This is a genomic window from Corynebacterium gottingense (genome assembly GCF_002285125.1).
Lineage (GTDB): Bacteria > Actinomycetota > Actinomycetes > Mycobacteriales > Mycobacteriaceae > Corynebacterium > Corynebacterium gottingense.
In genome coordinates this window covers 1-24238 of the sequence record NZ_NSGN01000007.1, presented here as the reverse complement: position 1 = coordinate 24238, position 24238 = coordinate 1, and the positions used below count along the sequence as shown (strand labels likewise).

Genomic DNA, 24238 nt, shown 5'->3' with positions numbered 1-24238 from the left:
GCACCGAACACCTAATCCTTGGTTTCGCCCTCCGGGTCGGAATTTCCGAACATTTTGGCGAATCGGGAGTTTTCGTGGGCGTCGATAAGCTTCTTCCAGCTCGACGACCCCTGGGGCTCGTCCGCCTCGGGCTCCTCGATGACCGGCGGGGCGGTCCACTGGCGCTCCTTGCGCCACTCCGCGCGCTCGTGGACGGACTCCTTCTCTTCGATCTCGGCGATGGTGCGGCCTTCCTCGGTGACAAAATCGAGCTCGGCTGCGAACTTCTCGCCGGAGTGAATGCGCAGGATGTCCAGGACGTAGCGGTAGCACACCGCGATCATCGCGGCCGCGGGCACGGCGAGGAAGCCGCCGATGAGGCCGAACAGGCCGCCACCGACGGTGACGGAGACCAGGACGATGACCGGGTGCAGGTTCATAGCGCGCGACTGCAGCATGGGGGAGAGGATGTTGCCCTCGAGCTGCTGGACCGCGCAGACGATGGCTAGGACGATGAGAGCCTCGGTGAACCCCAGGGAGACGAGGGCGACGAGGACGGCGAGGGCGCCTGCGGTGACGGCGCCGATGATCGGGATGAAGCCGGCGATGAAGGTGATGACGGCCAGTGTGAACGCCATCGGTACGCCGACGATGGCGATGCCGAGGCCGATAAAGACGGAGTCGACGAGCGAGACGATGGCCTGCGCGACGATGAAACCGCTCAGCGTCTTCCAGGCGCGCGTGAGTAGCTCGGTGGCGTGGAGGCCGGTACGGCCGCCCGTGGCGGAGCGTACCCACGGCAGGAAGCGGTGCCCGTCCTTGAGAAAGAAGAAGGTCAGCACAAGGAGGACCATGAGCGAGACCATGAGGCTCGCCGCGGTGCCCAGGCCGGAGAAGACGCCGCCGGCGATCGCGCCCGCCTGGTTTTGCATCCACTGGGCGACCTCGTTGATCGCCTGGCTGAGGTCGTCGGGGTCCATGTTGAGCGGCGGACCCTGCAGCCACAGCTGCATGCGCTGGATGCCTTCGAGGGCTTGCAGGTAGAGGACACGGGAATGCGAGACGATGTCCGGGGCGATGAGCAGGGCAATTGCGCTGAGCAGGCCGAAAAAGCCCAGCAGGGTGATCGTCGCGGCGAGGCCGGACGGCAGGCCCGCGTTGCGCATCCACGACGCGATGGGGGCCAAGACCGTACAGATGATCAGCGCCAGCACGATCGGCAGGACGCCGGCCCAGAATGCGCCGATGAGGTTGCCCAACGCGAACAGGAACACGGCGATGATGAGCAGGCGCAGCGTCAACATCGCGGCGCCCTTGACCCACGAGTTGATGACCACGCCGCGGTCCACGCGATCCTCCCGTTCGACCGCAGCGGTGTCCTGGGGGTCGGTGACGGTTTCGGTGTTTGCCTTGCTGCTACTCACCCGCACTATTGTGCCCCACTCGCATCCAAAGCGCTCGCACCCCCTGCGTGTCGGGGGAGGAGGCGAAGTGGGCTAGGATAGGCCGACGTGAGCCTTACACTTGGAATCGTCGGACTGCCCAACGTTGGTAAGTCAACCCTCTTCAACGCCCTGACGCGCAACGAGGTGCTTGCTGCCAACTACCCGTTTGCCACCATCGAGCCCAACGTGGGTCTGGTGGAGCTGCCGGACCCGCGCCTGGACCGCCTGGCCGAGATCTTTGAATCTGAGCGGATCCTGCCCGCGACCGTGTCCTTCGTGGACATCGCCGGCATTGTGAAGGGTGCCTCCGAGGGCGAGGGGATGGGCAACGCCTTCTTGGCCAACATCCGCGAGGCGGACGCGATCTGCCAGGTGGTCAGGGCGTTTAGCGACGACAACGTGATCCACGTCGACGGCAAGATCGACCCCGCGAGCGACATTGCCGTGATCAACACCGAGCTGATCCTCGCTGACCTGCAAACCATTGAGAAGGCCCTGCCGCGCCTGGAAAAGGACGGCCGCAAGGACAAGGACATCGCCGCGCAGGCCGAGGAGACGAAGAAGGCCCAGGCCGTGCTCGAAAGCGACCGCACGCTGTTCGCCGCCTCCAAGACCGGCGATATTGACCTCTCCCTGCTGCACCACCTCCACCTGATGACGGCCAAGCCGTTCCTCTACGTGTTCAACTCCGACGAAGACGTGCTGACCGACAACGCCCGTAAGCAGGAGCTGCGCGACGTCGTTGCCCCCGCCGACGCAGTCTTCCTCGACGCCCAGACAGAGACCGAGCTTTTGGAGCTTGACGACGAAGACGCGTCCGAACTCCTCGCCGCCGTCGGCCAGGACGAGCCGGGCCTGCAGACGCTGGCGAAGGCCGGCTTTGACACCCTGGGCCTGCAGACCTACCTGACCGCCGGCCCGAAGGAGGCGCGCGCCTGGACCATCCACAAGGGCGACACCGCCCCGCAGGCGGCCGGCGTGATCCACTCTGACTTTGAGAAGGGCTTCATCAAGGCCGAGATCGTCGCCTTCGAGGACCTGGATGAGCTTGGTTCCATGGCAGAGGCACGTGCCCACGGCAAGGTGCGCCAGGAGGGCAAGGATTACGTCATGGTCGACGGCGACGTCGTGGAGTTTCGTTTCAATGTAACCTGAGGCGCGCTAGTGTTAGCGGCATGACAACACGTGCTGCTATTTACCTCCGTATCTCGCTCGATGCTGCCATGGACGGCCTCGCCATCGACCGGCAGCGCCAGGACTGCGAAGCCCTTGCCGAGCAACGCGGCTGGGACGTCGTGCATACCTACGTCGATCAGTCGATCTCCGCGTCGAAGAAGGACGTGGACCGCCCCGACTACGACGCGATGGTGGCGTCCTTTGAGCGCGGCGAGATCGACGCGATCATTTGCTGGGACCTCGACCGCCTCACACGGCAGCCCTGGCAGCTCGAAGAGTGGATCGACAGGGCAGAGGAGCAGGGGCTGAAACTCGTCACTGCGAACGGTGATGCTGACCTTGCCACCGACGGCGGCAGAATGTACGCGCGCATCAAAGCAGCCGTGGCACGCGGCGAGATCGAGCGAAAGAGCATGCGCCAGTCTCGTGCGCAACAGCAACGCGCCGAGCAGGGCCGCTGGTACTCCGGCGGTGTGCGCCCTATCGGCTACACCTCCACCGGCGAGATCATTCCATCCGAAGCCGCCGCCGTGCTCGGTATGTTCCGCGCTGTCGAGAGGGGCAACTCCATGCGCGACATTGCGCGCGCCTTATCTGGGGTCGATCAACCGGGCTTGCCGGATATCCCGACCACGCCGCGCCATATGTACACCGTGGTCACAGAGCGCAACGCTCGACGCCGCGCTGAAGGCCAGGAAGAAAAGCCGGTTCCCGACGCGCAGCCGTGGGCCTACACGTCGTTGCACTCGATCCTGCGCAACCCCGTGTATGCGGGTTACTCCACTTATAAGAAGGCCAAGCGCAAAGGCGTGAAGAACAAATACCGCCGTGTCACGCATATCGTCCGCGACCCCGATACCGGCGAGCCGGTGAAAGGGCAGTGGGAGCCGATCGTCACACCAGATCTGTGGTGGCGCGTGCAGAACGTGCTCGACGATCCCGACCGGCTGACCAACAAGGAGCGCCGGAACACTCGCCGCCATCTCGGCTCGGGTCTGTATGTCTGCGACGAGTGTGGCAACCCCGTGCGCACACATGCCGACCGCTACCGCTGCGCCGCCTGTGGATTAGTGCGCACACATAGCGTCGATGATTTTGTGCTCGCCGTGATCCGCGCCCGCCTTGGCCGTGACGACCTGGCGGACCTGCTGCCGACTGTGGACGACGACGAGGTCAACGCCATCGACGACGAACTCGCTGAGCTTCGCGCAAAGCTCGCCCGCGTCCAGGCTGACTACGATGAGGAGCTTATCGAGGCCCGTGACCTCAAGCGCGCGCGAAACCGTTATGAGCCGCAGATCGAGAAACTCGAAACGCGCCGTGCCCGTCTTGCTGGCGCATCGGCGCTGCTCGACACAACCGGCTACGCCTCGCCCGTGGATGCCTTCGACAACGCAGAGCTTGCCGTGCAGCGCCGAGTCATCAATACCCTGTGCCAGGTGCGCCTGCGCCGTGGCGTGCGCGGCACCAAGACCTTTAACCCTGAATCGGTGCAGATCGTGTGGAACTAGGTTGCAGTGTGTGACACGTCAACAATCGCGCGCATGCGCTGCGGCGCGCAAAGCTCTTACGAAGGAACGCCACGGGAGCCGGCAGTTCGGGGGAGATCTGCCTTCGTGTATCGGGGGCGACACTGCTCAACCGTGGCGTTCGCAGGAAGTATGACACGGCTCTTGTTACCCCAGAGGTCGTAGGTTCGAATCCTGCCCCCGCTACCAACTTCCAAGCCCCTACCAGGAGAAACACTGGTAGGGGCTTTAGTTATTTCTCTTAAGGCGCACGTCCTGGGACTCAAATCGGGACTTTAGCGATGGCATTTTGTCACTTAAGCCGGTTTGGAAGTGATGGGGTTAAGTGACAATTTTCGATTTTGTGACCTTGGATGACTGTGTCGTTTTGAGGAGTCGTCTGCACGGATTTCAGAAGTCCTCTGTACTATCGCCATCCACTCCGGAGAGGCCGCGGGCGTTCGTCCACTTCATCTGGAACGCGATTCGACAGAGCGCATTCAATACGATGGTCTTTTTCTCCCTGCGAAGGATGGGGGCAGTTTAGGGTACCAGGGTGTTGACCAGATCGAGGAATTCCTCAGCGTAGGCAATTTGCTTGCGTAGCTTTTCGTAGCGGGTGCGCGTCTCCTCACGAATGTCGGCAAGGGTGGCCTTGGCATTACTCCGTGCCTGCTGTGCGGTATCACTGTCCTGCCCGCCATCTGAACTATGAAGAATCTCCGCAGCTTCCAGGAATTCCCGCATCTGATCCAGAGTAAACCCCAGCGGTTTCATCCGTCGCACCAGCAAAACACGACGTACATCAGCCTCACTATAAAGCCTGAACCCACCAGGGCTACGCCCCGATGGGGTAATCAGGCCGACGTTGTCATAATAACGCAAGGTGGGAATCGACAACCCCGTCTGGTCAACGACCTCGCCGATCTTGAAATTACTGTTTTGCATTGCCTGTTCTCCTTCACGGTGATGTTGCCCACGGGTTCCTGTGCCTGGGTTGGCGGTTGAGTAAAACTCCCGCTACCATGACCACCATCACCAAACCTAAAGTTACTAGAGGGTTGGATTCCTTTCGGGCGTTCGCCCAGTTACCTATCCCCTCAAAGATTGGACATCTATGACTGAAACTAGCACGGCGGCCCCCCGCCCCCTCCTGAGTCCAGACGGCGCTGATGCCCCTACCGGGATCATCGCATCCTTCCGTTACGCATTTTCTTCCCCCGCCCGTATCCGTATAGAGATTCTGGCCGGACTGGCGGTATCCCTGGCGCTGATCCCTGAGGCCATTGCCTTTTCCATCCTTGCCGGTGTTGACCCAGCCATGGGTCTGTTTTCCTCGGTAGTCATGGCCATTGCGATCGCCTTTACCGGTGGCCGCCCGGCAATGATCACCGGCGCCACCGGGGCTATTGCCCTAGTCATTGCTCCTGTGGCGCGTGGTTACGGGATGGATTATTTCATCGCCACCGTCCTGTTGGGCGGTGTCCTACAAATCGTGCTCGGCGCCCTCGGTGTGGCGAAACTTCAGCGTTTTATCCCCCGATCGGTGATGCTGGGTTTCGTCAATGCACTGGGCATTATGATTTTCACCGCCCAACTCGAACACCTCATTGATGTGCCTTGGATAGTCTACCCACTCGTCGGCTTGGGTGTGGTGATCATGATTTTCTTCCCCAAGCTCACCAGTGTGATCCCCGCCCCGCTGGTCACGATTATCGTGCTCACCGGTTTGGTCATTGCCGCCGGTTTGACTGTCCCGACGGTCTCGGACATGGGCAAGATGCCGGAGACCTTACCGTCCCTGTTTATTCCGAACGTGCCGTGGACGTTGGAGACCCTGCAGATCATCGCGCCTTATGCCCTGGCCATGGCCGTGGTCGGTCTCATGGAATCGTTGATGACCGCCAAGCTCGTCGATGACATCACCGACACTCATTCCGATAAAACTCGTGAATCCTGGGGACAGGGGGTGGCTAATATTGCCTCCGGTTTCTTCGGCGGCATGGGTGGCTGCGCGATGATCGGTCAAACCATGATCAACGTCCGCGAATCCGGGGCACGTACCCGCCTATCCACCCTGTTAGCCGGTGTGTTCCTGCTGGTCCTGGTCCTGGCACTGGGCGACATCGTTGGCATGATCCCGATGGCTGCGCTGGTGGCAATCATGATCATGGTCTCGGTCGGCACCATCGACTGGCACTCGGTGCATCCACGCACCCTTAAACTCATGCCGGTCTCTGAGACCATTGTTATGGCCGTGACGATTATTGCCACCCTAGCCACCAGCAACCTGGCCATTGGTGTGGTGTTGGGTGTGGTCACCGCGATGATCATGTTCGCCCGTCGGATGGCACATATCGCTTCCATTGAAAAGGTCTCCGAGATCGACGGCGACGGCGATGGAGAGATTGATACTCGTACCTACCGGGTGCATGGCCAGTTGTTTTGGGCATCAAGCAATGACCTGGTTTATCGCTTTGATTACACCGATTCTGCCCGTCATATCACTATTGATCTCACTGAGGCGGAGATCTGGGATGCCTCCACGGTCGCGACCTTTGACGCGATTACGCAGAAGTTCCAGGACAGAGGCAAAACCGTGTCCATTATCGGGCTCGACGGTCCCAGTCAGGACCGGCTGAACCGCCTGTCTGGCCGGCTTGGCACCGGCCACTAACATCCCCCGACTCGAGCACATCGACTTGGCGCCCCAACTTATAACCGGGGCGCCAGTTTATTGGTGCTGTTGCAAAGTTGGGGCATAGGAAGAGCATAAAAGAAGCGTAGCGGTTAACCGCTACGCTGTGTTGTGGGGATTTTTACTTTTTACGGTGCACGTGTTCTAGTTAGTGGTTCGTTTCTTTCCTCGGGTGATTGCGACGGTATTCCTCGACTAAGTGAGCAATACCCGGCGCAGCCTGGGACAACATCCAGGTCATAAGCGCTATAAGAACCCCTATGACGATAAGTGTTAACGCCAACCAGCCCAGTGTTGGGCCGATGCCGTTGGCCTCCTGGACGTGACCCCACAAGGCAGACACGCCGTCGGGTATGCCGAGCATACTTAGCAGCCCGTTCCCCAAGGCTCCGACAGCAACGAGTGCGATAGCAACGAAGAGAACACTGGCTGCAATCCACGAGGCAGACATGCAGGCCTTAATAAAGTTCGTGTTCGACTTTTCCATATCGTCGTTATACTGCTTGCGTTCTGCGCGTATCTCCTCCAGCAGCTTTTCGTTGGACTCCTTCTCCTGGAGCAGAGCGCTGTGAGCCTTCTTAGAGGCTTCTGCTGCCTCGTGCAGGCTCTTAGGCTCTTTCGACATTGCCTCAGATACAGCTACTTCTACCAGCGGTTCCAGGCTAGAAGTCAGGCTCGAAGTCATCTGAGCGTTCAGGCTCTGGCTGCGACCCGGACCACATCTACTCAGACACCATCTCCGGCACCAACTGGCAACGGCCTGGTCTTGATGACGCGCTGGCGTACATGCGCCCCGACGACACGCTCGTTGTCACGCGCTTGGACAGGCTCGGCCGCAGCCTCGCGGACACCGTGAACACCATCGCTGACCTCGCCGAGCGTGACATCAACGTCAAGGTGTTGGAGCCAGCGCTGGACACGTCGAAGCCCACCGACAAGGTGGTTATCAACGTCATGGCAAGTCTTGCCGAGTGGGAGCGTGACCTGCTTGTCCAGCGCACCCGTGAGGGCGTGGCGCACGCCCGCGCACAGGGCAGGGTCGCCGGCCCCAAGCCGAAGCTCAGCGCTGAGCAGGCGCAGATGGCCAAGGAGCTTATCGACGGCGGCAAGTCCGTCAGCGCTGTAGCGCGCACCTTTAACGTCTCGCGGCCGACGATCTATCGCGCTCTCAAGCGCATCGAAGCCGACGCTTAAGCACAGGCTGCGTCGCTAGCGCTCGCACCCGGCGAGAAGGCATCAGGCTGCGCTAGCGACGCTCGGCACACATGAGTGCTGCACTGCTGGGATACGCCTGCGACCGGCAGAGCCGGGCCGAATACGGGATTGACCACATACACCCCGTATTCGTGCAAAGGAGCACTGCCATGTCCACCCATTCTCACACGCTTGCATCCCACGGCGAGATCCTCGCGAACCTCCCCGGCATCCTCGGGTTCTACCCGAACAACTCGCTGATCCTCGCGTTCTTCGTCGACGACGAGGGCGTCGACACCGTCCGCCTCGGCCCGGTCGCACGGTTCGACCTGGACGAAGCAGTGGAGAAGCTCACCGAGAGCCGCGAGCGGTTCGCAGCGTGGGTCCACCACCTCGAACTCGACGCTGTTATCGCGTACATGATCAGCGATGACATTGCGCAGCCGGTCTTCGACGAGACGGCCACGTACCTCACCAGCGGGGCCTCGCCGCTACCGCCGCTGCTCGGGGTGGTGCAGGTGCCCGAGATCGTCACTGGGGCTGCTTGGTGGTCTGTGTACCAGCATCCGCTCATCGACGAGCCGCGCCACGGTGTTGTCGGCGAGGTCGCCGCATCAGCGGCGCTGCAGCAGATGCTAGAGCACACCGGCGAGCTGCCGGAGCCGAGCAAAGACGACATCGAGGCACGGTTGAACAGCACTGACCACGGCATCGACGCTGCCGAGCACGCCGACATCATCGAAGACGCGCTGGCGTATATCCCGCCCATGTTCGCAGACGTGCTGCAGCGTGAGTATGAGCAGGCGGCGGCAGGGATCACCCAGCCGAGCGCTCGCGCTGTTCGGTCTGCGCTGAAATGCTTCACCACGCCGCGCTTGCGGGACACGCTGCTTGCCGCACTGCTCGATGACCCGCAGGCGGGCCTTGCGTTCATAGAGAAGGTTATGCGCGCTGTCCCGACCAGCTGGCCAGGCATGCGCTCGCAGCTCACCGCCACTGTTGCCGTGCTCGCTCACGCCACAGGCCAGCCGGGGCTAGCTGGCGTGGCTGCGCAGCGAGCCACCGAGATCGGGCCAGACGAGAACTTCCCGTCGCTGGTGGCGAAGCTGACCGATATCGGCCAGGGCGAGCGGATGGTCGAGCTTGTCCGCGAGGGCGCTGAGAAGACCCGCACGATCTTGTTTGCCGAGTAGCACCACACACCCCGTTGTAGCAATGCAACGGGGTTTCTTTTTCTCGCGGGGCCTTGGCTTGCGACGACAGACACCGCAACGAGGCAGGGGAGTGACCTTTAGACAGCAGAGCTGTCTCCAACAGACGGATTGACCATCAATCCGAACAAGGAGGCACGTGATGCGCGACATCACCCACACCGACCTGGAACTGCTCTACCAGCTCGCCGACGGCATCGACGGCGAGGACGCCGATCCGGGCGCAGCACAAGAACTGCGCGACCTAGAGGCGGCAGGCACACCGCTGCCCTGGGCAGTGTTGTAACGACAGCGCAACCGCCCCGCAGCAGCAAAGCAGCTGCTTAAGTACCCAAATTGCACGGCAAATCACACCCACTCACGTAAGGAGAACCAACATGTCCAACCCCTTCAACAACGGCACCATCGTCGGCAACGCAGCTCGCGCACCCAAGCTGTTCGAGCACGCAAACGGCGGCGCGACGGTGAAGCTCAGCGTCTATGCGCGCAACACCTTCAAGAACAAGTCCACCGGCAAGGTGGAAAGCGAGATCGTGGAGCTGACCGGCTACGTCCAGGACGCCGCGAACCCCGGTGTGTTCGGCTGCATCGGCTCCGGCGATCGCGTTGCGGTGAGCTACTCGCTCAAGACCGACGTCTACACCGACAAGGACGGTGTGAAGCAGTACCCGCTGGTGGCGCGCATCGACACGGTGCAGCTGATCGATTCCAAGAAGGAGTCCGCTGCTCGCGCTGCCCGTCGCGGAGGCGAGGCGGCGACCGCCGCCCTGGCTGGCGCTGAGGGCGAAGAAGTACCGTTCTAACTACGAAACCCCGCAGGGAAACGACCTGGGGTTTTGTGAAGCGATTTCAAACGCATCTAGTGGCGCCATTTATGGTTGGGGGCATGGGCGCAGGAAAAAGTGATTTCGACGTTGTAGGTGACCGTGCGGACGATCCGGAAGAGATGGTGCGCCTGCGGTTCGATGTCGCTTACGACGGCACGGACTTCCACGGTTGGGCGCGCCAGAAACCTGCCGGTGGGGAAGAGCTCCGCACGGTGCAGGGCGTGCTGGAGGACGCGCTGAGCCTGATCCTGCGCTACCCGGTGGAGCTGACGGTGGCCGGCCGGACGGACGCGGGAGTCCACGCCGCCGGGCAGGTGGCGCATGCGGATATTCCGGTGTCGTCACTGGACCAGAGGTCGATTGAGGGGGATCCGGGGAGGTTGGTGCGTCGATTAGCGAAATTGCTTGATCCCGACGTGCGCGTTTCGGCAGTGTCCGCCGCGCCCGACGGCTTCGACGCGCGTTTCTCGGCGTTGACGCGCACCTACCGCTACCGGGTGACCACCGCGGACGGCGGCGCGCTGCCCCTGCGCGTGAGGGACACCGCGGTGTGGCCGAAGAAGGTGGACCTGGACGCGGCGCAAGAATTCGCGAATGCCGTGGTCGGGCTGCACGACTTCGCGGCGTTCTGCAAAGCGCGGCCGCACGCCACCACGATCCGGGAGGTCCGCTCGTTCGAGTGGCGCGACGTGTCCACCGGTGAGGAACCCGAGCTCTACGAGGCGGTCATCGTCGCCGACGCGTTCTGCTGGCACATGGTCCGCGCGCTGGTGGCCACGTGTCTCGACGTCGGCTCCGGCAAGCGCGACGGTGAGTGGGCCGCGGCTTTGCTGGGGGAGAAGGAACGCTCTGCCGCGGTGAGTTTGGCACCCGCAAATGGGTTGACCCTCCTCGGCGTCGACTACCCGGCAGATAACGAACTCGCAGCTCGCGCTGCAGTGACGCGCGACCGGCGCGACGCTTCGGAGGTGCACTCCGAGTCTTCCCGGGCGACGGAATAGACTGCTTGGGCAGGAATTGTCCGAACGAGTCGCCCCCGGGAGGTAGCGCATGGATGCAGTCGGTGCCGTGTGGTTGGCCATCGCTGTATTCACATTGCCGGGGCTGATATTCGCGTGGGTCGCGGGCGCGAAACTGCCCGCTGCGGCCGCGTCGTCGCTGCCCGCGACCTTCGGCATCGTCGGGTTGGGCAGCTGGATGTACGGCGCGATGGGAATCCGCTTCGGGTGGCCGTCGTTCATCGTTTTCTTAGTGCTCATGCTGTGTCTGGCGGCCGGGTGGCGCTACGCGTTCGCGCGGCGGGCGAGAAAACGCGCGGCGAAGAATTGGGTGCGTGCCCTGTGGCCGGGCGACTGGCGGCGCGGCAGTATCGCCGACCCGTCGTGGGTGCTGCCCGGCGCCGGCGTCGTGGCTGGCGCGTGGATGCTGATCGCCAAGCAGCTCGAACTCCAGTCGAAGGTGCCCGGCCAGCTGGACAATATTGTCCAGGGTTGGGACATCCAGTGGCACGTCAATGCGGTGCGCTTCATCATGGAGGAAGGCATTGCCTCGCCCACGCGGATGGGCGAGCTGCAGAACCCCGAAACGCACATCGATCTTTTCTATCCTTCCGCTTTCCACGCGGCGACGGCGCTGTTTGCCAGCGCGGGCGACCTCGCCCCCGTGGAAGCCGTGAACCTCGCGTCGATCGTGCTGCCGAGTCTCGCCCTGACCGCCGGCGCCGCTGGTCTGGCGTGGGCGATGGCGCGCGGCCGCGGCATGGTCGCGCAGATCGCCGCGGGACTGGCCGCCATCGCGGTGTACGCCTCGCCGGTGCTGGTGTGGATCCCGGATTTCGTGGGCATGCGCCCCTACATCGTGGCGATCGGACTGTCCGGCATCGTCATCGCGTTGTTCCACCAGGTGCCGCGCTACCGCGCGCTGGCCCTGCCGACGCTGTTCGCGTTCTTAGGCATGATGCAGGTCCACCCGTCCGCGGTGCTCGTCGTGGTGCTCGCCGTGCTGCTGTACTGGCTGACCTACCTGGTGTGGCGCCCGGACCGCTCGCGTGTTAGCGATGTCCTGTGGCTGGCCATTCCGGCGCTCGGCGCGACGGTGGCGTTCCTCCCGCAGCTCATCGCCGGCCAGACTCAGGCCGAAGAGGTGAACACCTGGGACGCCAGCGAGAATGTCACTTCAGGGGAGGCCTGGGAGAAGGCGTTCAAGATGAGCACCCGCCACGTGGGCGAGTTCTTCCCCGACTTCGACCCGACCATCCTGCTGTGGCTCGCCGGCTTCGGCGCGATCGCCATGGTGGTCTGGCGCGGGCAGGTGTGGGCGCCCGTCTTCTACGGGCTCATGACGGCCAGCGCGGCGCATGCGCTGCACCCGTTCGACGGACTGTGGGAACCGCTTTTGACCCTGCTCGGGTCCCCGCACTACAACTCCGCGCACCGCATCATCACGGTCGTGGCGCTGACCGTCATCGCCGGTGCCGCTGTCGGCGCCGCGATGATCATCCGCGTGTTCACGCTCGCTCCCGTCGCTGCCCGCTACGGCACCCGCCCGTGGGTGTGGGGCACGTCGATTGCCTCCGCTATCCTCGCGGTTCTCGTCGGGTGGGGCACCGGCGCCTGGGCGTCCACCGTCGCCGTCGACGGCGCGAAGATGTCCTTCGACGCCTCCCGCCTCAACGACCGCATGGTCGACGACGACCAGCTCACGGCCTACGCCTGGCTCGCCTCCCGCCCGGAGGCTCACGAGGGCTTAGTCATGGGCGAATCCACCGACGGGTATTCCTGGGCCTACGCCATCGACGGCGTGCCCACAGTCGCCCGCCACTACCTGTGGCCCAACGGCGGCCTGGGCGTCGACTCGAACCTGCTCGCCGACCGCGCCGGCCAACTCGGCGCCGGTGAACGCGGCCGACCGAACGAGAAATCGCCCGCCGACGACGCCGCCGCCGACCTGGGCGTCCGCTTCATCGTCTCCTCCGGCAACACCTTCTGGCCCGGGCCCAAAAACTGGCAGGTGGACAAGGCCCTGTGGACCACCCCCGGCGTCACGCCCGTCTACCAGCGCGGTCGCGTGACCATCTTCGCCGTCAACGCGCAGCTCACCCCAGCTGAGATCAAGGAACTCCAGCGCGACGCCGTCGCCAACGGCGGCTCCACCGAGCTGCCTGAGCTGACTCCGACGAGTGAGGAGCTGGCGGCCGCGGGCGTCGAATAGCGTTGCGCACTTCAGTGCGCATTTTCGGGTTGAAGCCCGCCCCGCATGCGCTTAGCGTCGTTTAAAGAAGCCATTGCTAATCGACGGGGGCGTCCACATGGCTCAGCACACTCATGCCGTTTCGGGGGAGACAAAGCAGGCGCGCAGGCTGTTGCCGACGACGCGTTCGCAGGTTTCGGGGCACCGTTTCATGCGCCGGCGCGTGGAGCACGGGCTCATTTACGGGGATATCCGGATGATTCATGATCCATTGGCGGCACGGCGTCGTTCGGCGATCTTCGGGATGGTCGCGGTGGCGCTCATCGCGGCGGGATCGGGGCTGTTCGCGTGGTTGCGGCCGAATCCGGATCCGGGCGCGGCGGCGATTCTGCGGGCCAATGACGGGGCGATGTACGTGCGGGTCGGGGAGGTAGTGCACCCGGTGACGAACCTGACGTCGGCGCGACTGATCGCAGGCAGTGCGGAGGAGCCGCAGCGCGTGGGGGAGGAGCGACTCACCGAGATGCCGCGCGGTGTGCCGTTGGGTATCGCCACGGCGCCGGCGATGTTCGCGCCGGGTGATGCGGTGGATGCTGCGTGGTCGGCGTGCGAGGGGGAGGAGCGTGTCACGGTTGTCGCCGGGGAACCGGTGCAGCAGCTTGCCGACGGGCAGGCTGTCGCGGTTACTCAGGGCGGCAACGAGTGGATGCTCACCAATGAGGGGCGCGCAAAACTCCCGCCAGACAGCGATGCACAGGGCAGGCTGATCCGACGCGCCCTGGGCATCGACGCGCGGGTCGTCCGCGCAGACATCAGTGCGCCGGTGCTGTCCGCGATCCGCGAACTTCCGCCGGTCCGCCTGCCACACCCATTGCCGCGCCTGTTGCTCGCCGACGGCACCGACGAAGCATGGGCTGTCACACAGCATGGCGGCATTCAGCCCGTTTCGGAATTACAGAAGCAGTTGCTTATCGACGCCGCCGCACCCACCTCAACCTCTTCCCCCTCCCAGATTGCCGCGTATCCGGATGCCCAAGTCCCGCTAGATATCGCCGTTCCGGAGAAAGCGCCGGAGTGGGTTGATCCACAAGGATCGGCCGTGTGCGTGACGGAGTCAGGCTCTGTTGCACTCGTTGCCCCAGATTCGGATGTCTTGACCGCAGGATCGGTCGAGCTGTCCGGTGACAGCCCCGCGACCCATTTCGTCGGGTTAGCCTCCGGTGCTGTCGGCGTCGACACCGGTGCCGGCTACCACGTCGTGTCCGCTTCAGGTCAGCGCCATCTGGTGGATACCAGGGACAACCTCGACGTCGTCGGCGCACTGCACGTGGACACCGTTCCGTGGAGCATCCTCAGTCTCCTGCCCGAAGGCCCGGCCCTCACACGCGAGGCAGCGCTGACCGCGACCTACTGATAGCGCTGCGACGCCAGTCAATCTGGTCTCGGTGCACTACCTTCGCGGCGAGTTTTAGCCGTGGTGAATGGAGCGATGCCGGGGTCGGCCCTGGAGGAGTATCCGTCGAAAAGCGCCCACTGCGACAGCAAGGGCGGCGACGAGCACGACGCTTGCGACCGTGAAACTGCTTCGGTGTGGGGCAGCGGAATCAATGGTCGCAATTGGGCGCGCACGCAGCGGTGCGGTGTCGGGGCTCTGCTCGCGTTCGACGAATGGGACAGCCCGCAGTGGGTCGACGGCCCCGCCGTGCGGTTCCGCGGAGGCGGTGATCATGATAGTCAGTGCAGCTAATCAGGCGGCTTCAAAGGCATTCGGCGAGCGGTAGCCGGACCATGAGTGCAAACGTTTCGTGTTGTACCGGGTGCACCACCGAAACACATCCCGGCGGCACACCAGCTGACTTGGAAAAACAGGCTCATCCTGAAGGACTTCCCGCTTCAGTGACGCGTTGAACGACTCCGCCAACGAGTTATCCGCACTCGTCCCGATCGCTCCCATCGACTGGGTGACGCCGAACTGCTCACACAACCTCCGGTACTGCTCAGAGGTATAAACACTGCCGTGATCCGAGTGGAAAATCGCCCCATTCAGGTCTCCTCGTACCTTCCAGGCCATCGTCAGGGCTTCGGATGATAATCCGCATATCTGTGGGGTATTTGTCGAGGTTAATGCCCAGTGGTTCCCCGGCCCAGGATCGCATCCGGGAAGTGATGTCTGCGACATAAGCGTCCGTGGTGTCGCTGACCGTACCGCCCGCGCGGATGATGCCTTGTTTGATGCCCTCGCCGAGCGTGGAGGCGATGTCGCCGATCTGCCAGGTCACCGGCAACCCCACCGAATACGCCAGGCCTTGTTGGTTGAGGTGTCTCAGAAAGGCCTGGGATCCGCCGGCGGAATCCGTGCGTATCAGCAAACGCTTCCCCCACTCCTGACCATCGACGCGGTTGGGGATCGCGGCCAAGGCCTGGTCGAGGACGTCCTTGTGGTCGTCGGCGGTATTCGAGCCGACGTTGTCCGGACGCAGCAGGACGGCTGCGGGTTCACCGGTCAGCCCGTCGCCGTGGTCGATGATCGCGCACAGCGGGTGGAACCCGTAGTGCTTCTTCCAGGTCGGGGCCGCTTTTTCCTTGTCTGAGTGGGCGAGGATTTCCGTGGCGTCCAGGTCCAGAACCAACGGAGCATCGGTGCTGGCCGCGGCGGCGGGGTTGCGGGCACCGCAGGCGGTCCAGTCCGCGGTACGGGCTGTTTTCATGCCGGCCAGCACCGCGGTTGTGCCGGCACCGGCAGCTTCGTCGTCGTGGTCGGCGAGTTCCTTGCGGCGGCGGTGCACCGTGGAGTGCGACGGCACCTGGTCGACCAGGCCGGTGGCCACCAACGGGCCCAGGAGATCAACATCGCCTGCGTCGTCCCCGCTGAGGGCCAGTGCCAGGGCTAGTGCGGTCATGGTGTGCAGCAGGTTCGGGTTCTGTCACTCGGCCAGTTCCACGTCGATGGCATCGGCGACTTTGACGGCGTCGGCGGTGGCGGCCAATAACATGAGTCCGGCGTTCGAGCACAGTTGAGCAGGAGCGGGGTACCGACATGGAAGCTGGTAGTCTTCACCCTGAAGGTGATCCCTTCGAGCAGGCAAATTGTGACATCAACAACTACTAATTTGCCTGGTCAATGGTCACTTTCCTTGGATCTTCACCACATGTCAGTCGGCTTCCCGTGAAAACACCGGGTTACCTTCTCGAATATGTTGACCGACAGTGAACGACTCCTCATTTTTTAACGCAGAAGTTGACGTGATCACCCGAGGTATTGCGGACTTTTGTCCGGAACGTCCTCTTCCGCCCCCTGAATGGGGCTGACCTGCACTAATACTACTTTTGGGGGATCGACGTGAGCGTTGGCCCGGGTGATGGGGTCCGCTCAGCGCCACTCCGACATCGCGTCATCGCGCAGGAAACGGCCCGTGGCCGCCACCGCCGGTCCCGAGGACTCCGCCCCGGCGACGAAGGTGCAGAACGCAAGGTCACCCTTGATGCCGGCGAACCAGCCGTGGGCGGGCCGGTTGCCCCCGACCTCCGCGGTCCCGGTCTTGCCGCCGAGACCGTGGATGTCGCTCAGGCTGGCGGCGGTCCCGGAGTCCACCGTCTCCGCCATCATCGCGCGCAGGGCCCGCACTGTCGCCGGGTCGAGCGGCTCGGGGTCCTGATCGGCGGTGGTCTCCTCACCCTGGATCAGGGTCGGCAGCACCATCCGGCCGTTGTTGCCCAGGGAGGCCTCCATGACGGCCAGCCCGAAGGGGGAGGAGAGGACCTCGCCCTGGCCGATGGCGGCCTCCACCCGGGCCGCGCCGGGCTCGGTGACGGGGACGGAGCCGGTCACCGAGTTCATGCCGGGCGCGGTGAAGTCCACGCCCAGTCCGAGACGCGCCGCCGTGTTCCTCATGTCGTCCGGCTCCAGATCCTGGGAGATGAAACCCTGGGTGGTGTTGCAGGACTGGGCGAAGGCCTGCGTCATGGAGACGTCCCCGAGGGCGAAGTTGCCGTCGTTGGGGATGACGCGGCCATCGATCTCCGCGGTGGCGGGGCAGGCGACGGTGGAGTCGGGTACCACGGTGCCGCGTTCGAGGGCGGCGGCGGTGGTCACCGTCTTGAAGGTGGAGCCGGGCGGGTACAGCCCGCTCAGCGAGACGGGGCCGAGGGCGTCGGCGGCGTCGTTCTGCGCGACGGCGATAACCCCGCCGGTGGAGGCGCTGAGGGCGACGATCGCCGCGGGCTGCTCGATCGGCTCCAGGGCCCGCTTCGCGGCCGTCTGCACCCCGAGGTCCATCGTGGTGCGCACGGGTTCGCTCTCCGCCGGTTCCACCTGCCCCAGGATGGTCGTGCCGGTGGGGGAGGTGGCCTGGAGGGTCCAGCCGGCGTCGGCCGTGATCTTCTCCGACCAGTAGTCGCGCAGGCCGCCGTCCACCGGGGAGGCGGTGTCCCGGGTGGGGCCGAGCATGCGGCCCTCCTCCCGCAGGTCCAGTCCCTTGATCGCCCGCAGGGCGTCCCCTATCACGGCGAAGTCCCGCTCTCGGAGGGTGAACAGCCCCACCGGGGAGCCGTCCCCGGACTCGATCTGGGCGGTGACGGATTCGGCGGTGGAGGTCGGCACGACCGGGCGGACGGCGGCGGCGATCTCCCCGGCCCGCGGGATCAGCTCCGGGCCCGCGGAGACGACGGTGACAGGTGTCCAGGACAGGATGTCGGTGCCGTTGCGGTCGGTCACCGGCAGAGTGAAGGTCTTGTCGTCGGAGTAGAGGAAGCGACTGTCCCCGTTCAGCTCCGTGGAGAAGATCCGCTTGTCCCAGGTGATGAGGTCGCTGTCCTGTTCGGAGAGGGTGATCGTCCCGGTGGTAGTGGACTCATCGCCATTCGGGACGGTCCAGGTGGCGGTGATCTCGGTGGCGCCGTCCTCCTCGCCGCCGGCGTCCAGTTCCACGCTGGTCCCGCCGATGCCCGCGCGCAGCTGCTCCAGGTCGGCTGCGGCCCGGGCGGGATCGTCGCTGAGTGTGGCGGCACCGGCGTCGTCACCGGCGTTGAAGGCGGCGACGAACTCGTCCACCGCGTCCCGGAACCAGGGCACGGTGCAGGAGGAGAGCGCGAGCGCCGTAGCGGCGAGCAGGGCGGAGACACGGACAGTGGTGCGGGTGGTCATGCCGGATGAGATTAGGCCCACGGGCTCACCGCTACCACGTTCCCGCACGACTTCCGGCCAGTCGGGAGACGAATATCGCCTGCTCGGCGGGGTGTTCTCCGGTGGGAAATCTCAGCGCGACATGCGCAGTTCATCGACGAGTAACCGGGCGATGCGGCCGATCGCGGCGTCCGCGGCCGCGAGGTTCGGGCCGCTGCGGGCTGAACGGGTGATCACGGCGACGACGATGGGTGCCTCCTCGTCGACGGCCACCACGGAAACCTCGCCGCGCACGGGGCCGATCGTCCCGGTCTTGCCGTGGAAGCGCACGCCCCCGGCGGGGAAGCCGGAGGGGATCCGGTGGCCCCACACCTGCTGCCCGAGCACGGTCCGGGCGAAGGCACGGGAGACCCCGGTGAGATCCGGGCCCGTCCAGATCCAGTCCAGCAGGCGGCACAGCTGGCGTGGGGTGCTCACCGAGCGGTAGGTGGCCGGATCCTGGTGGACCCGGGGGTAGGAGACCAGCAGCCGGATCGCCTCGCTGGCCGCGGAGCCGTCCTCTGGAAGGGCCGGGAGTTCGGACTCGGTGGTGCCCGGGGCGACGATCGTGGTGTCCTCGAGATTCGCCAGGGAGACGACCTCCCCGACCAGGCCCGGTGGGAGACGCCGCTGCAGCACCCGGGCGGCGATGCTGTCGGAGAGCACCACCATCTGACGCACCAGATCCCGCAGGCTCATCGTCACGGGATCGGCGAACAGCCCCACTCCCGGGGTCCCGACCGGGCCGTCATCCGTGCTGAGCGTCACCGCGTCGAGCGGATTCAGCAGCCCGCGGTCCACGGCTAGGCAGAAGGCGGCCAGGAGGTGGACCTTGTACATCGACGAGATGCTGGTCTGACTGTCGGCGCCGACCCCGACGCCGGCCGCCTCTTCGCCGACCGGGTGCGCCCAGCACCAACCGTCACAGCCCGCGGCGACCAATTCGGTGCCGATCCGGGCCCGCAGGCTCCTGGTCATCCGGTCTCTCCCAGACGCCCGAGGGAGCGCCGCAGGGCACGGTCCACGACGTCGCGCAGATCCCGCTTTCCGACGGCCCCGCCCCGTTGCGGCGGCACCACACACCGCAGCCGCAGGTGGAAGGCCGTCGGCATCGGGAACGCGGGCAGGCCCCCGAGTTGATCGGGGGTGAGCAGCACCATCGCGCCTCCGGCACCGAGCCGCGCGGCCAGGGCCGTCCGGTCCGGCCACAGCTCGGTCTCCGGGTGCAAGCCGATGGTGAAGAAGGCGTCGGCCAGGCGTCCGGCGGCCGCCGGGCTGACGGCGGCGGTGTTGTCCAGCAGGGTGTGTCCCCGCAACGCCGCCCAGGTCGCGGGCTTTTCGGCGGGCCCGGCGAGCAGCCGGGGAACCTCGTGCAGCTGCCCGCGAGACAACTCACCCGTCGGCGCCGGGTCCTCGATGACGGCACAGTCCAGACGGCCCTCGCCCACCCGGGTGACCAGCTGCGACACCTCGGCCGTGTGCACACTGACCCGGCCGACGTCCCGCAACGCGGAGGTGAGGTCGAAGGCGATGCCCGGCGGCACCGAGGGGGCCAGCCCCACGCGTACCTCGGCCCCGGCGTCGGTGATGGCGTGGGCCATGCTCTGCAGTTCCGTGGCGTCCCGGACCAGAATCCGGGCCTGCGGGAGCAGGGACCGGCCGGCCTCGGTGAGGGTGGCACCGGTGGCGGAGCGGCGGATCAGGTCGAGGCCGAGATTCGACTCCAGACGTTTCAGCCCCTGGGACACGGGGGACTGGGTCAGCCTCAGCCGCTCCGCGGCACCGGTGACGCTGCCCTCCTCGGCCACGGCGACGAAGTACTCCCAGTGCCGGAGGGAATTCGGTCGAGTTGTCATGTGCCCCGAGCCTAGTGGAGGGGACTCTGACGAGCTGAGCGAGGTACGGGGAACAAGGGCTCACCGGGCCTGTCGTGCAGCGGATTGCCGTGGTGGGTCCAATTCAGGCGAAGATGCGTATGACAGCCGAACCGGCACCGTCCCGGGCCAGGGGAGAGACCCCTTTTCCCACGGCACCAGAACTGATCTGTGCGAGGGGGAATCGGCGAACTTCAGCTACCTGACCGCCACCCTGGATGCGTCCATCCGTGGAGCGGGACCCGCGGTCGGGGAGTGGCCGGGCAGAATCCACCGGGTGGAACCCCGGTCCCCTTCGAGGACGACCCCGACCTGACGGACAAGCGGTTTACGGGCAGTGGAGGAGATCCTCGACTGAGAGCCGCACGCCCGAGGTGGTCCGGGAGATGCGGGGCAATCCGGAAGAACTCGAACGGCTCGGCATTGAGGCGAGCAACGAACGACAACGCGGCGGGAAACCACAGGTTTCTCGCCGCGTTCGGCCTGGTTCAGACCAACTACCGGTCAGCCGCGCAGCGTCTTGAGCGCCTCCGACCAGGCGGTGACCTGGTTGAACACATCGGTGAGAGCGCCGGTGGCGCCTTCGGTCGGGGTGAACTTCGACATGTCCTCGAAGTCGGAGCTGAAGGGCAGGAACACCTGGGCGCGGACGTCGGCCATCTGCAGTTCCGCGGCGATCAGCCGCCACGCCTCCACGGAGCGGGTGCCGCCGGCGCTGCCGTAGCTGACGAAGCCGATGGCCTTGTTGTTCCACTCCGCGTACAGGAGGTCCACGGCGTTCTTCAGTGCGGCGGGCACGGAGTGGTTGTACTCCGGGGTGACGAAGACGAAGCCGTCGTAGGAGGCGATCTTCTCGGCCCAGGCCTTGGTGTGATCCTTCGAGTACTGGCCCATGGCCGGGGGCATGGGCTCATCCAGCAGGGGCAGGTTCTGGTCGGGCGATGTCCACGAGCTCGAACTCGGCGCCGCCGTGCTGCTGCGCGTGCTCGTGCACCCATTCGGCGACCTGGGGTGCCAGGCGGTTGGGGCGGGTGCTGCCGACGATGATGGCGATGCGGGTCATGGTTTTACCTCCGAATAGTGGTGGTGGTGACATTCCCGTCTCCCACGCTAGCTGTACTTCCCCGTGACGTTGTGAACGCGTTGCAGGGGGAGTTAACCCTCCGATAGCAGTGTGAGCCCGGTTGCAATTGTAATCGTGGATGAACCCCGCATACGCTGCGGGGTTATTTTTTCAACCATTTCACACGCCAATTTGCTGCGAATCACTTGTGCAGTTTTACGGTGCAGTGGTGCGGTGCTTTTACTGGCGTTTCTGCTGCGCAACTCACTGCACTATGTAGTGTCTGTGACATTTCATTAACACGTAGGTTGCACTGTGTATTGGGCACCCATTTCATCGACACGTTTACTGCGCAATCAAATGCCCTGTCACTTTAATGACATGTGAATTGGGCAGTGAAGTGGTTTGTCATCCTATTGACACCTTTACTGCGCAACAGGATGACAACGACATTCTGCAGGTCTGTGTGCTGGCATGTTTGCTGTGCAGCACATGCGCCGTCGTACACACCGACGCGCTGCGCAATATCTCCGCCACTTAACCGGCCAATTCGCTGCGCAACGTAGTGACACTTGGCCCCGCTTAGCCGAGATTTCTTCGATTTTCGCCGAATCTCAGCGGTTTCATACCGCAGATGACCGACGACGCCGACGGCGCCCTGTACGGCCCGCAGACGGGCGTGCAGAGCGCATGGTGAGCTGCTAAAGCTCCATACCGCCGTCACGATCACGCTGCTGTTGCTGCTGGCGGCGCTTCTCGATACGCTCGCGCGCACGTTGCTGCGCCCCGCCCTTCTTGCCTGAGGTCTGCGACTGCTTGAACAGCGTGTAGCGCTCAAGCAGCTCCGGGCTGCGATGCAGTTCTTGCACCAGGAACTTCTTGTCCAGATGCTCCAACTGCTGTCCTGACTTCACCGCTTCTTCGATGATGATGGCTGCTTCATCTTCGGCGTCCGTGTGCGCGTTGCGGCGGATCTGATCAGCCTCATCGCGGGCATCCGTGCGCGTTACTGCAGCGTCGCGCGTGGCCTCGTCGCGGATGCTTGTGGCCTCATCTCGTGCTTCGCTGCGGATCGTCTCAGCGTCGCGCTCAGCCTGCTTACGGGCCTCGTCGGCTTGGCGTGTGATCGACTCCGCTTCGCTGCGGGCTGCGGCTGTAATCTCGCCCGCCTTGGCCTGTGCAGTCTCTTCGGCTCGTTCGAGCAGCTCGTCTGCTTGCGCTTCGGCAAGGCCCATGGTCTGCTCGGCTTCTTGCTTGGCCTTCTCGCGCGCGTCACTGCGGATCTGCTCGGCTTCTTGCTCTGCCTTCTCACGTGCCTCGTTGAGCACACGCTCGGCAACAGCGCGAGCCTGTTCTTCGGCGTGCTGCAACACACCTTGCGCTTTTTCGTTGGCAGCTTTTGCCTGTTCAAGTTCTTTTGCTGTTTGCTCGCGGTCACGATCAATTGCGTCCATATCGCGCTGCACGGATCGCTTCTTGACTTCCACATCATCCTCGCGCTTGGCGAGGTCGCGCTCCCGGTCTTGTTGTTCTGCGTAGCGTCCGAGGTTCAACGACTCGTCATGCCGCTCGGAGACTTCCAGTTCCACCGGATAGCCCAGCGAGTGCATGTGTTCGCGCAGGCCCCGTTGCGCGTCGATGAACTTCTGGTTACCCGAGATCTGCTTGCCCTTCTTCGGGCCGGATGTGTACCGCACTGAGGTGTCAGTGTTGTACGCGATGCCGGGGCGGCAACGGAGCTTGTCGGGATCTTCGGGCTTCGGTGAGAACGTATCCGCCTGGAACTGGATGTGTGGCGTTGATTCGTCGAAGTTCATATCACCGCCAGCGACTGCGTCGATACCGCCGGGAATGAAGTTCTCGGCGAGCCAACGCATTGACTCTTCGGGGTACATCATTGCTTCTTCGTAGTCGCGGGCTGCATAGCGCGGACGTTTCACTTCGCGCCCGTCCACCTCACTGGTGTAGTAGTCGGGGATCTCCTTGCACATCGACTTCGGCAGATACACGACGAACAGCGACGTCTCGAAACTGTTCTTCTGCACGCGCACTCCGTCCATCCGAGGCGTCTACGGCCGCCACAGGGCCGTACAGCCGCTGCCACAAAGATGAACCAATCGAGTCGCGGCGCTACACATTTGCATCAACAGCTGCCGCTGGATCTGCTGCGAGCGGGCGCTCGCGAAACACACGTCGCTGGCGGTGTCTGTTACATGCGCTTGCGCGCATATGGCCGCCGCGAACGTGATACGTCTGCACCGATAGTGTGCTTGTAGCACGGGCCGATATGGAGTGTGTTACTCAGCCCGTGTCGTTGACCCCCGCAGCAGCATCAACACCGCCTTGCGGCGGATGGCTCGCTGCGGGATGTTCACCACCCTGCAATGACCGCCTAGCGGCGGTGCCAGAGTGCAGGGTGTGGCTGTGCGCACCACGTTAACGATGTCGGTCTTGCCGTTCGGTTCGACGCCGTGGCACGTTCGCAAGCTCACGTTGCACACGGCGTGCGCGATGACGCGGGAAGACGCCGCAAGCGGCGTTTCCACCCGTCATCGGCCCTTACTTTAAGACCGACATACAACGACTGACGCCGTATGTGGTGCGCACAGCGTGGCGACCTGCAGATTTTGTGTAGGCACCATGTGCGCTTCGCGCATCAACGGGCCGTTTCGGGTAAGGGTCGAAGACCGCATAAAGACCCGAAACACGCAGGTCGCAGCCCCCTTCTGTGTCAAAACCCCTATATGTTTGTCGTTATAGGGGTAGAAGGGGGAAAAGGGCATAAGGTGAAGCGTCCTGGGTTTAGTTCCTACCTCTGCTAAGGAAGGATTGGCACTATGCCCAGAAAGTATTCCGCCGAATTCAAGGAGAAGGCGATCCATCAAGTCCTAGAGATGGTCCGTCTGGAATCCT

18 protein-coding genes and 2 pseudogenes are annotated in these 24238 nt (G+C 64.1%); 10 read left to right on the top strand and 10 right to left on the bottom strand.

The window, feature by feature from the left end:
- Positions 1 to 11: 11 nt before the first annotated feature.
- Positions 12 to 1403 (bottom strand): AI-2E family transporter, encoded by a 1392-nt coding sequence (locus CKJ82_RS07660; RefSeq protein WP_420838557.1) that lies wholly within the window; start codon positions 1401 to 1403, stop codon positions 12 to 14.
- 87 nt (positions 1404 to 1490) lie between these two features.
- Between CKJ82_RS07660 and ychF the strand changes: the two genes are divergently transcribed.
- Both ychF and CKJ82_RS07650 read left to right on the top strand, forming a co-directional pair.
- Positions 1491 to 2579, top strand: a complete 1089-nt coding sequence (gene ychF, locus CKJ82_RS07655) for a redox-regulated ATPase YchF (RefSeq protein ID WP_095537661.1) — start codon at positions 1491 to 1493, stop codon at positions 2577 to 2579.
- Positions 2580 to 2599: 20 nt separating this feature from the next.
- Positions 2600 to 4111, top strand: coding sequence for a recombinase family protein (locus CKJ82_RS07650; RefSeq protein WP_070421670.1), 1512 nt, complete (start codon positions 2600 to 2602; stop codon positions 4109 to 4111).
- Between the two features lie 540 nt (positions 4112 to 4651).
- Here CKJ82_RS07650 and CKJ82_RS07645 read toward each other — a convergent pair.
- Positions 4652 to 5056, bottom strand: coding sequence for a MerR family transcriptional regulator (locus tag CKJ82_RS07645; RefSeq protein WP_048733850.1), 405 nt, complete (start codon positions 5054 to 5056; stop codon positions 4652 to 4654).
- 169 nt (positions 5057 to 5225) lie between these two features.
- Here CKJ82_RS07645 and CKJ82_RS07640 point away from each other — a divergent pair, with 169 nt between their 5' ends.
- On the top strand, positions 5226 to 6785 hold the full coding sequence (locus CKJ82_RS07640; RefSeq protein WP_034664651.1) for a SulP family inorganic anion transporter: 1560 nt from the start codon (positions 5226 to 5228) through the stop codon (positions 6783 to 6785).
- A 169-nt stretch (positions 6786 to 6954) separates the two neighbouring features.
- Here CKJ82_RS07640 and CKJ82_RS07635 read toward each other — a convergent pair whose 3' ends face one another.
- Entirely contained in the window at positions 6955 to 7431 is a 477-nt protein-coding gene (locus CKJ82_RS07635; protein ID WP_070421669.1) for a hypothetical protein, read from the bottom strand.
- Positions 7432 to 7526: 95 nt separating this feature from the next.
- Between CKJ82_RS07635 and CKJ82_RS07630 the strand changes: the two genes are divergently transcribed.
- From CKJ82_RS07630 to eccB, 7 genes are all read left to right on the top strand, one after another.
- Positions 7527 to 8000 carry a recombinase family protein gene (locus tag CKJ82_RS07630; protein WP_080972893.1) on the top strand — a complete coding sequence of 158 codons (474 nt, stop codon included), beginning with the start codon at positions 7527 to 7529 and terminating at the stop codon, positions 7998 to 8000.
- A 170-nt stretch (positions 8001 to 8170) separates the two neighbouring features.
- Complete coding sequence (locus CKJ82_RS07625) at positions 8171 to 9193, top strand: DUF4192 domain-containing protein (protein WP_049181628.1); 1023 nt, start codon at positions 8171 to 8173, stop codon at positions 9191 to 9193.
- A gap of 160 nt (positions 9194 to 9353) precedes the next feature.
- Positions 9354 to 9497, top strand: a complete 144-nt coding sequence (locus tag CKJ82_RS11815) for a hypothetical protein (RefSeq protein WP_016456431.1) — start codon at positions 9354 to 9356, stop codon at positions 9495 to 9497.
- 91 nt (positions 9498 to 9588) lie between these two features.
- Positions 9589 to 10014: a single-stranded DNA-binding protein gene (locus tag CKJ82_RS07620; RefSeq protein WP_016456430.1), complete on the top strand. Its 426-nt coding sequence runs from the start codon at positions 9589 to 9591 to the stop codon at positions 10012 to 10014.
- A gap of 143 nt (positions 10015 to 10157) precedes the next feature.
- Complete coding sequence (gene truA / locus CKJ82_RS07615) at positions 10158 to 11039, top strand: tRNA pseudouridine(38-40) synthase TruA (RefSeq protein WP_083279290.1); 882 nt, start codon at positions 10158 to 10160, stop codon at positions 11037 to 11039.
- A 49-nt stretch (positions 11040 to 11088) separates the two neighbouring features.
- Positions 11089 to 13248: a DUF6541 family protein gene (locus tag CKJ82_RS07610; protein WP_070570997.1), complete on the top strand. Its 2160-nt coding sequence runs from the start codon at positions 11089 to 11091 to the stop codon at positions 13246 to 13248.
- 97 nt (positions 13249 to 13345) lie between these two features.
- Complete coding sequence (gene eccB, locus CKJ82_RS07605; protein ID WP_070421280.1) at positions 13346 to 14641, top strand: type VII secretion protein EccB; 1296 nt, start codon at positions 13346 to 13348, stop codon at positions 14639 to 14641.
- Between the two features lie 333 nt (positions 14642 to 14974).
- Here eccB and CKJ82_RS11810 read toward each other — a convergent pair.
- The 7 genes and pseudogenes from CKJ82_RS11810 to CKJ82_RS07560 form a co-directional block, all read right to left on the bottom strand.
- A pseudogene (locus CKJ82_RS11810) lies at positions 14975 to 15319 on the bottom strand (integrase core domain-containing protein); the annotation flags it as partial.
- Positions 15225 to 16127, bottom strand: coding sequence for a transposase (locus CKJ82_RS07590; RefSeq protein ID WP_070421282.1), 903 nt, complete (start codon positions 16125 to 16127; stop codon positions 15225 to 15227). The pseudogene CKJ82_RS11810 and the gene CKJ82_RS07590, both read right to left, overlap by 95 nt.
- Before the next feature lie 470 nt (positions 16128 to 16597).
- Positions 16598 to 18370, bottom strand: a complete 1773-nt coding sequence (locus CKJ82_RS07585; protein ID WP_070790720.1) for a penicillin-binding transpeptidase domain-containing protein — start codon at positions 18368 to 18370, stop codon at positions 16598 to 16600.
- A gap of 111 nt (positions 18371 to 18481) precedes the next feature.
- Complete coding sequence (locus CKJ82_RS07580) at positions 18482 to 19366, bottom strand: serine hydrolase (protein ID WP_070421284.1); 885 nt, start codon at positions 19364 to 19366, stop codon at positions 18482 to 18484.
- Positions 19363 to 20244: a LysR family transcriptional regulator gene (locus CKJ82_RS07575; RefSeq protein WP_070421285.1), complete on the bottom strand. Its 882-nt coding sequence runs from the start codon at positions 20242 to 20244 to the stop codon at positions 19363 to 19365. The genes CKJ82_RS07580 and CKJ82_RS07575 overlap by 4 nt, the downstream gene beginning before the upstream one ends.
- Positions 20245 to 20766: 522 nt before the next feature.
- A pseudogene (locus CKJ82_RS07565) lies at positions 20767 to 21325 on the bottom strand (NADPH-dependent FMN reductase).
- A 701-nt stretch (positions 21326 to 22026) separates the two neighbouring features.
- The gene (locus tag CKJ82_RS07560; protein WP_231699088.1) at positions 22027 to 23370 is read right to left on the bottom strand and encodes a coiled-coil domain-containing protein; all 1344 of its coding nucleotides are present in this window, start codon (positions 23368 to 23370) and stop codon (positions 22027 to 22029) included.
- Positions 23371 to 24238: the final 868 nt, after the last annotated feature.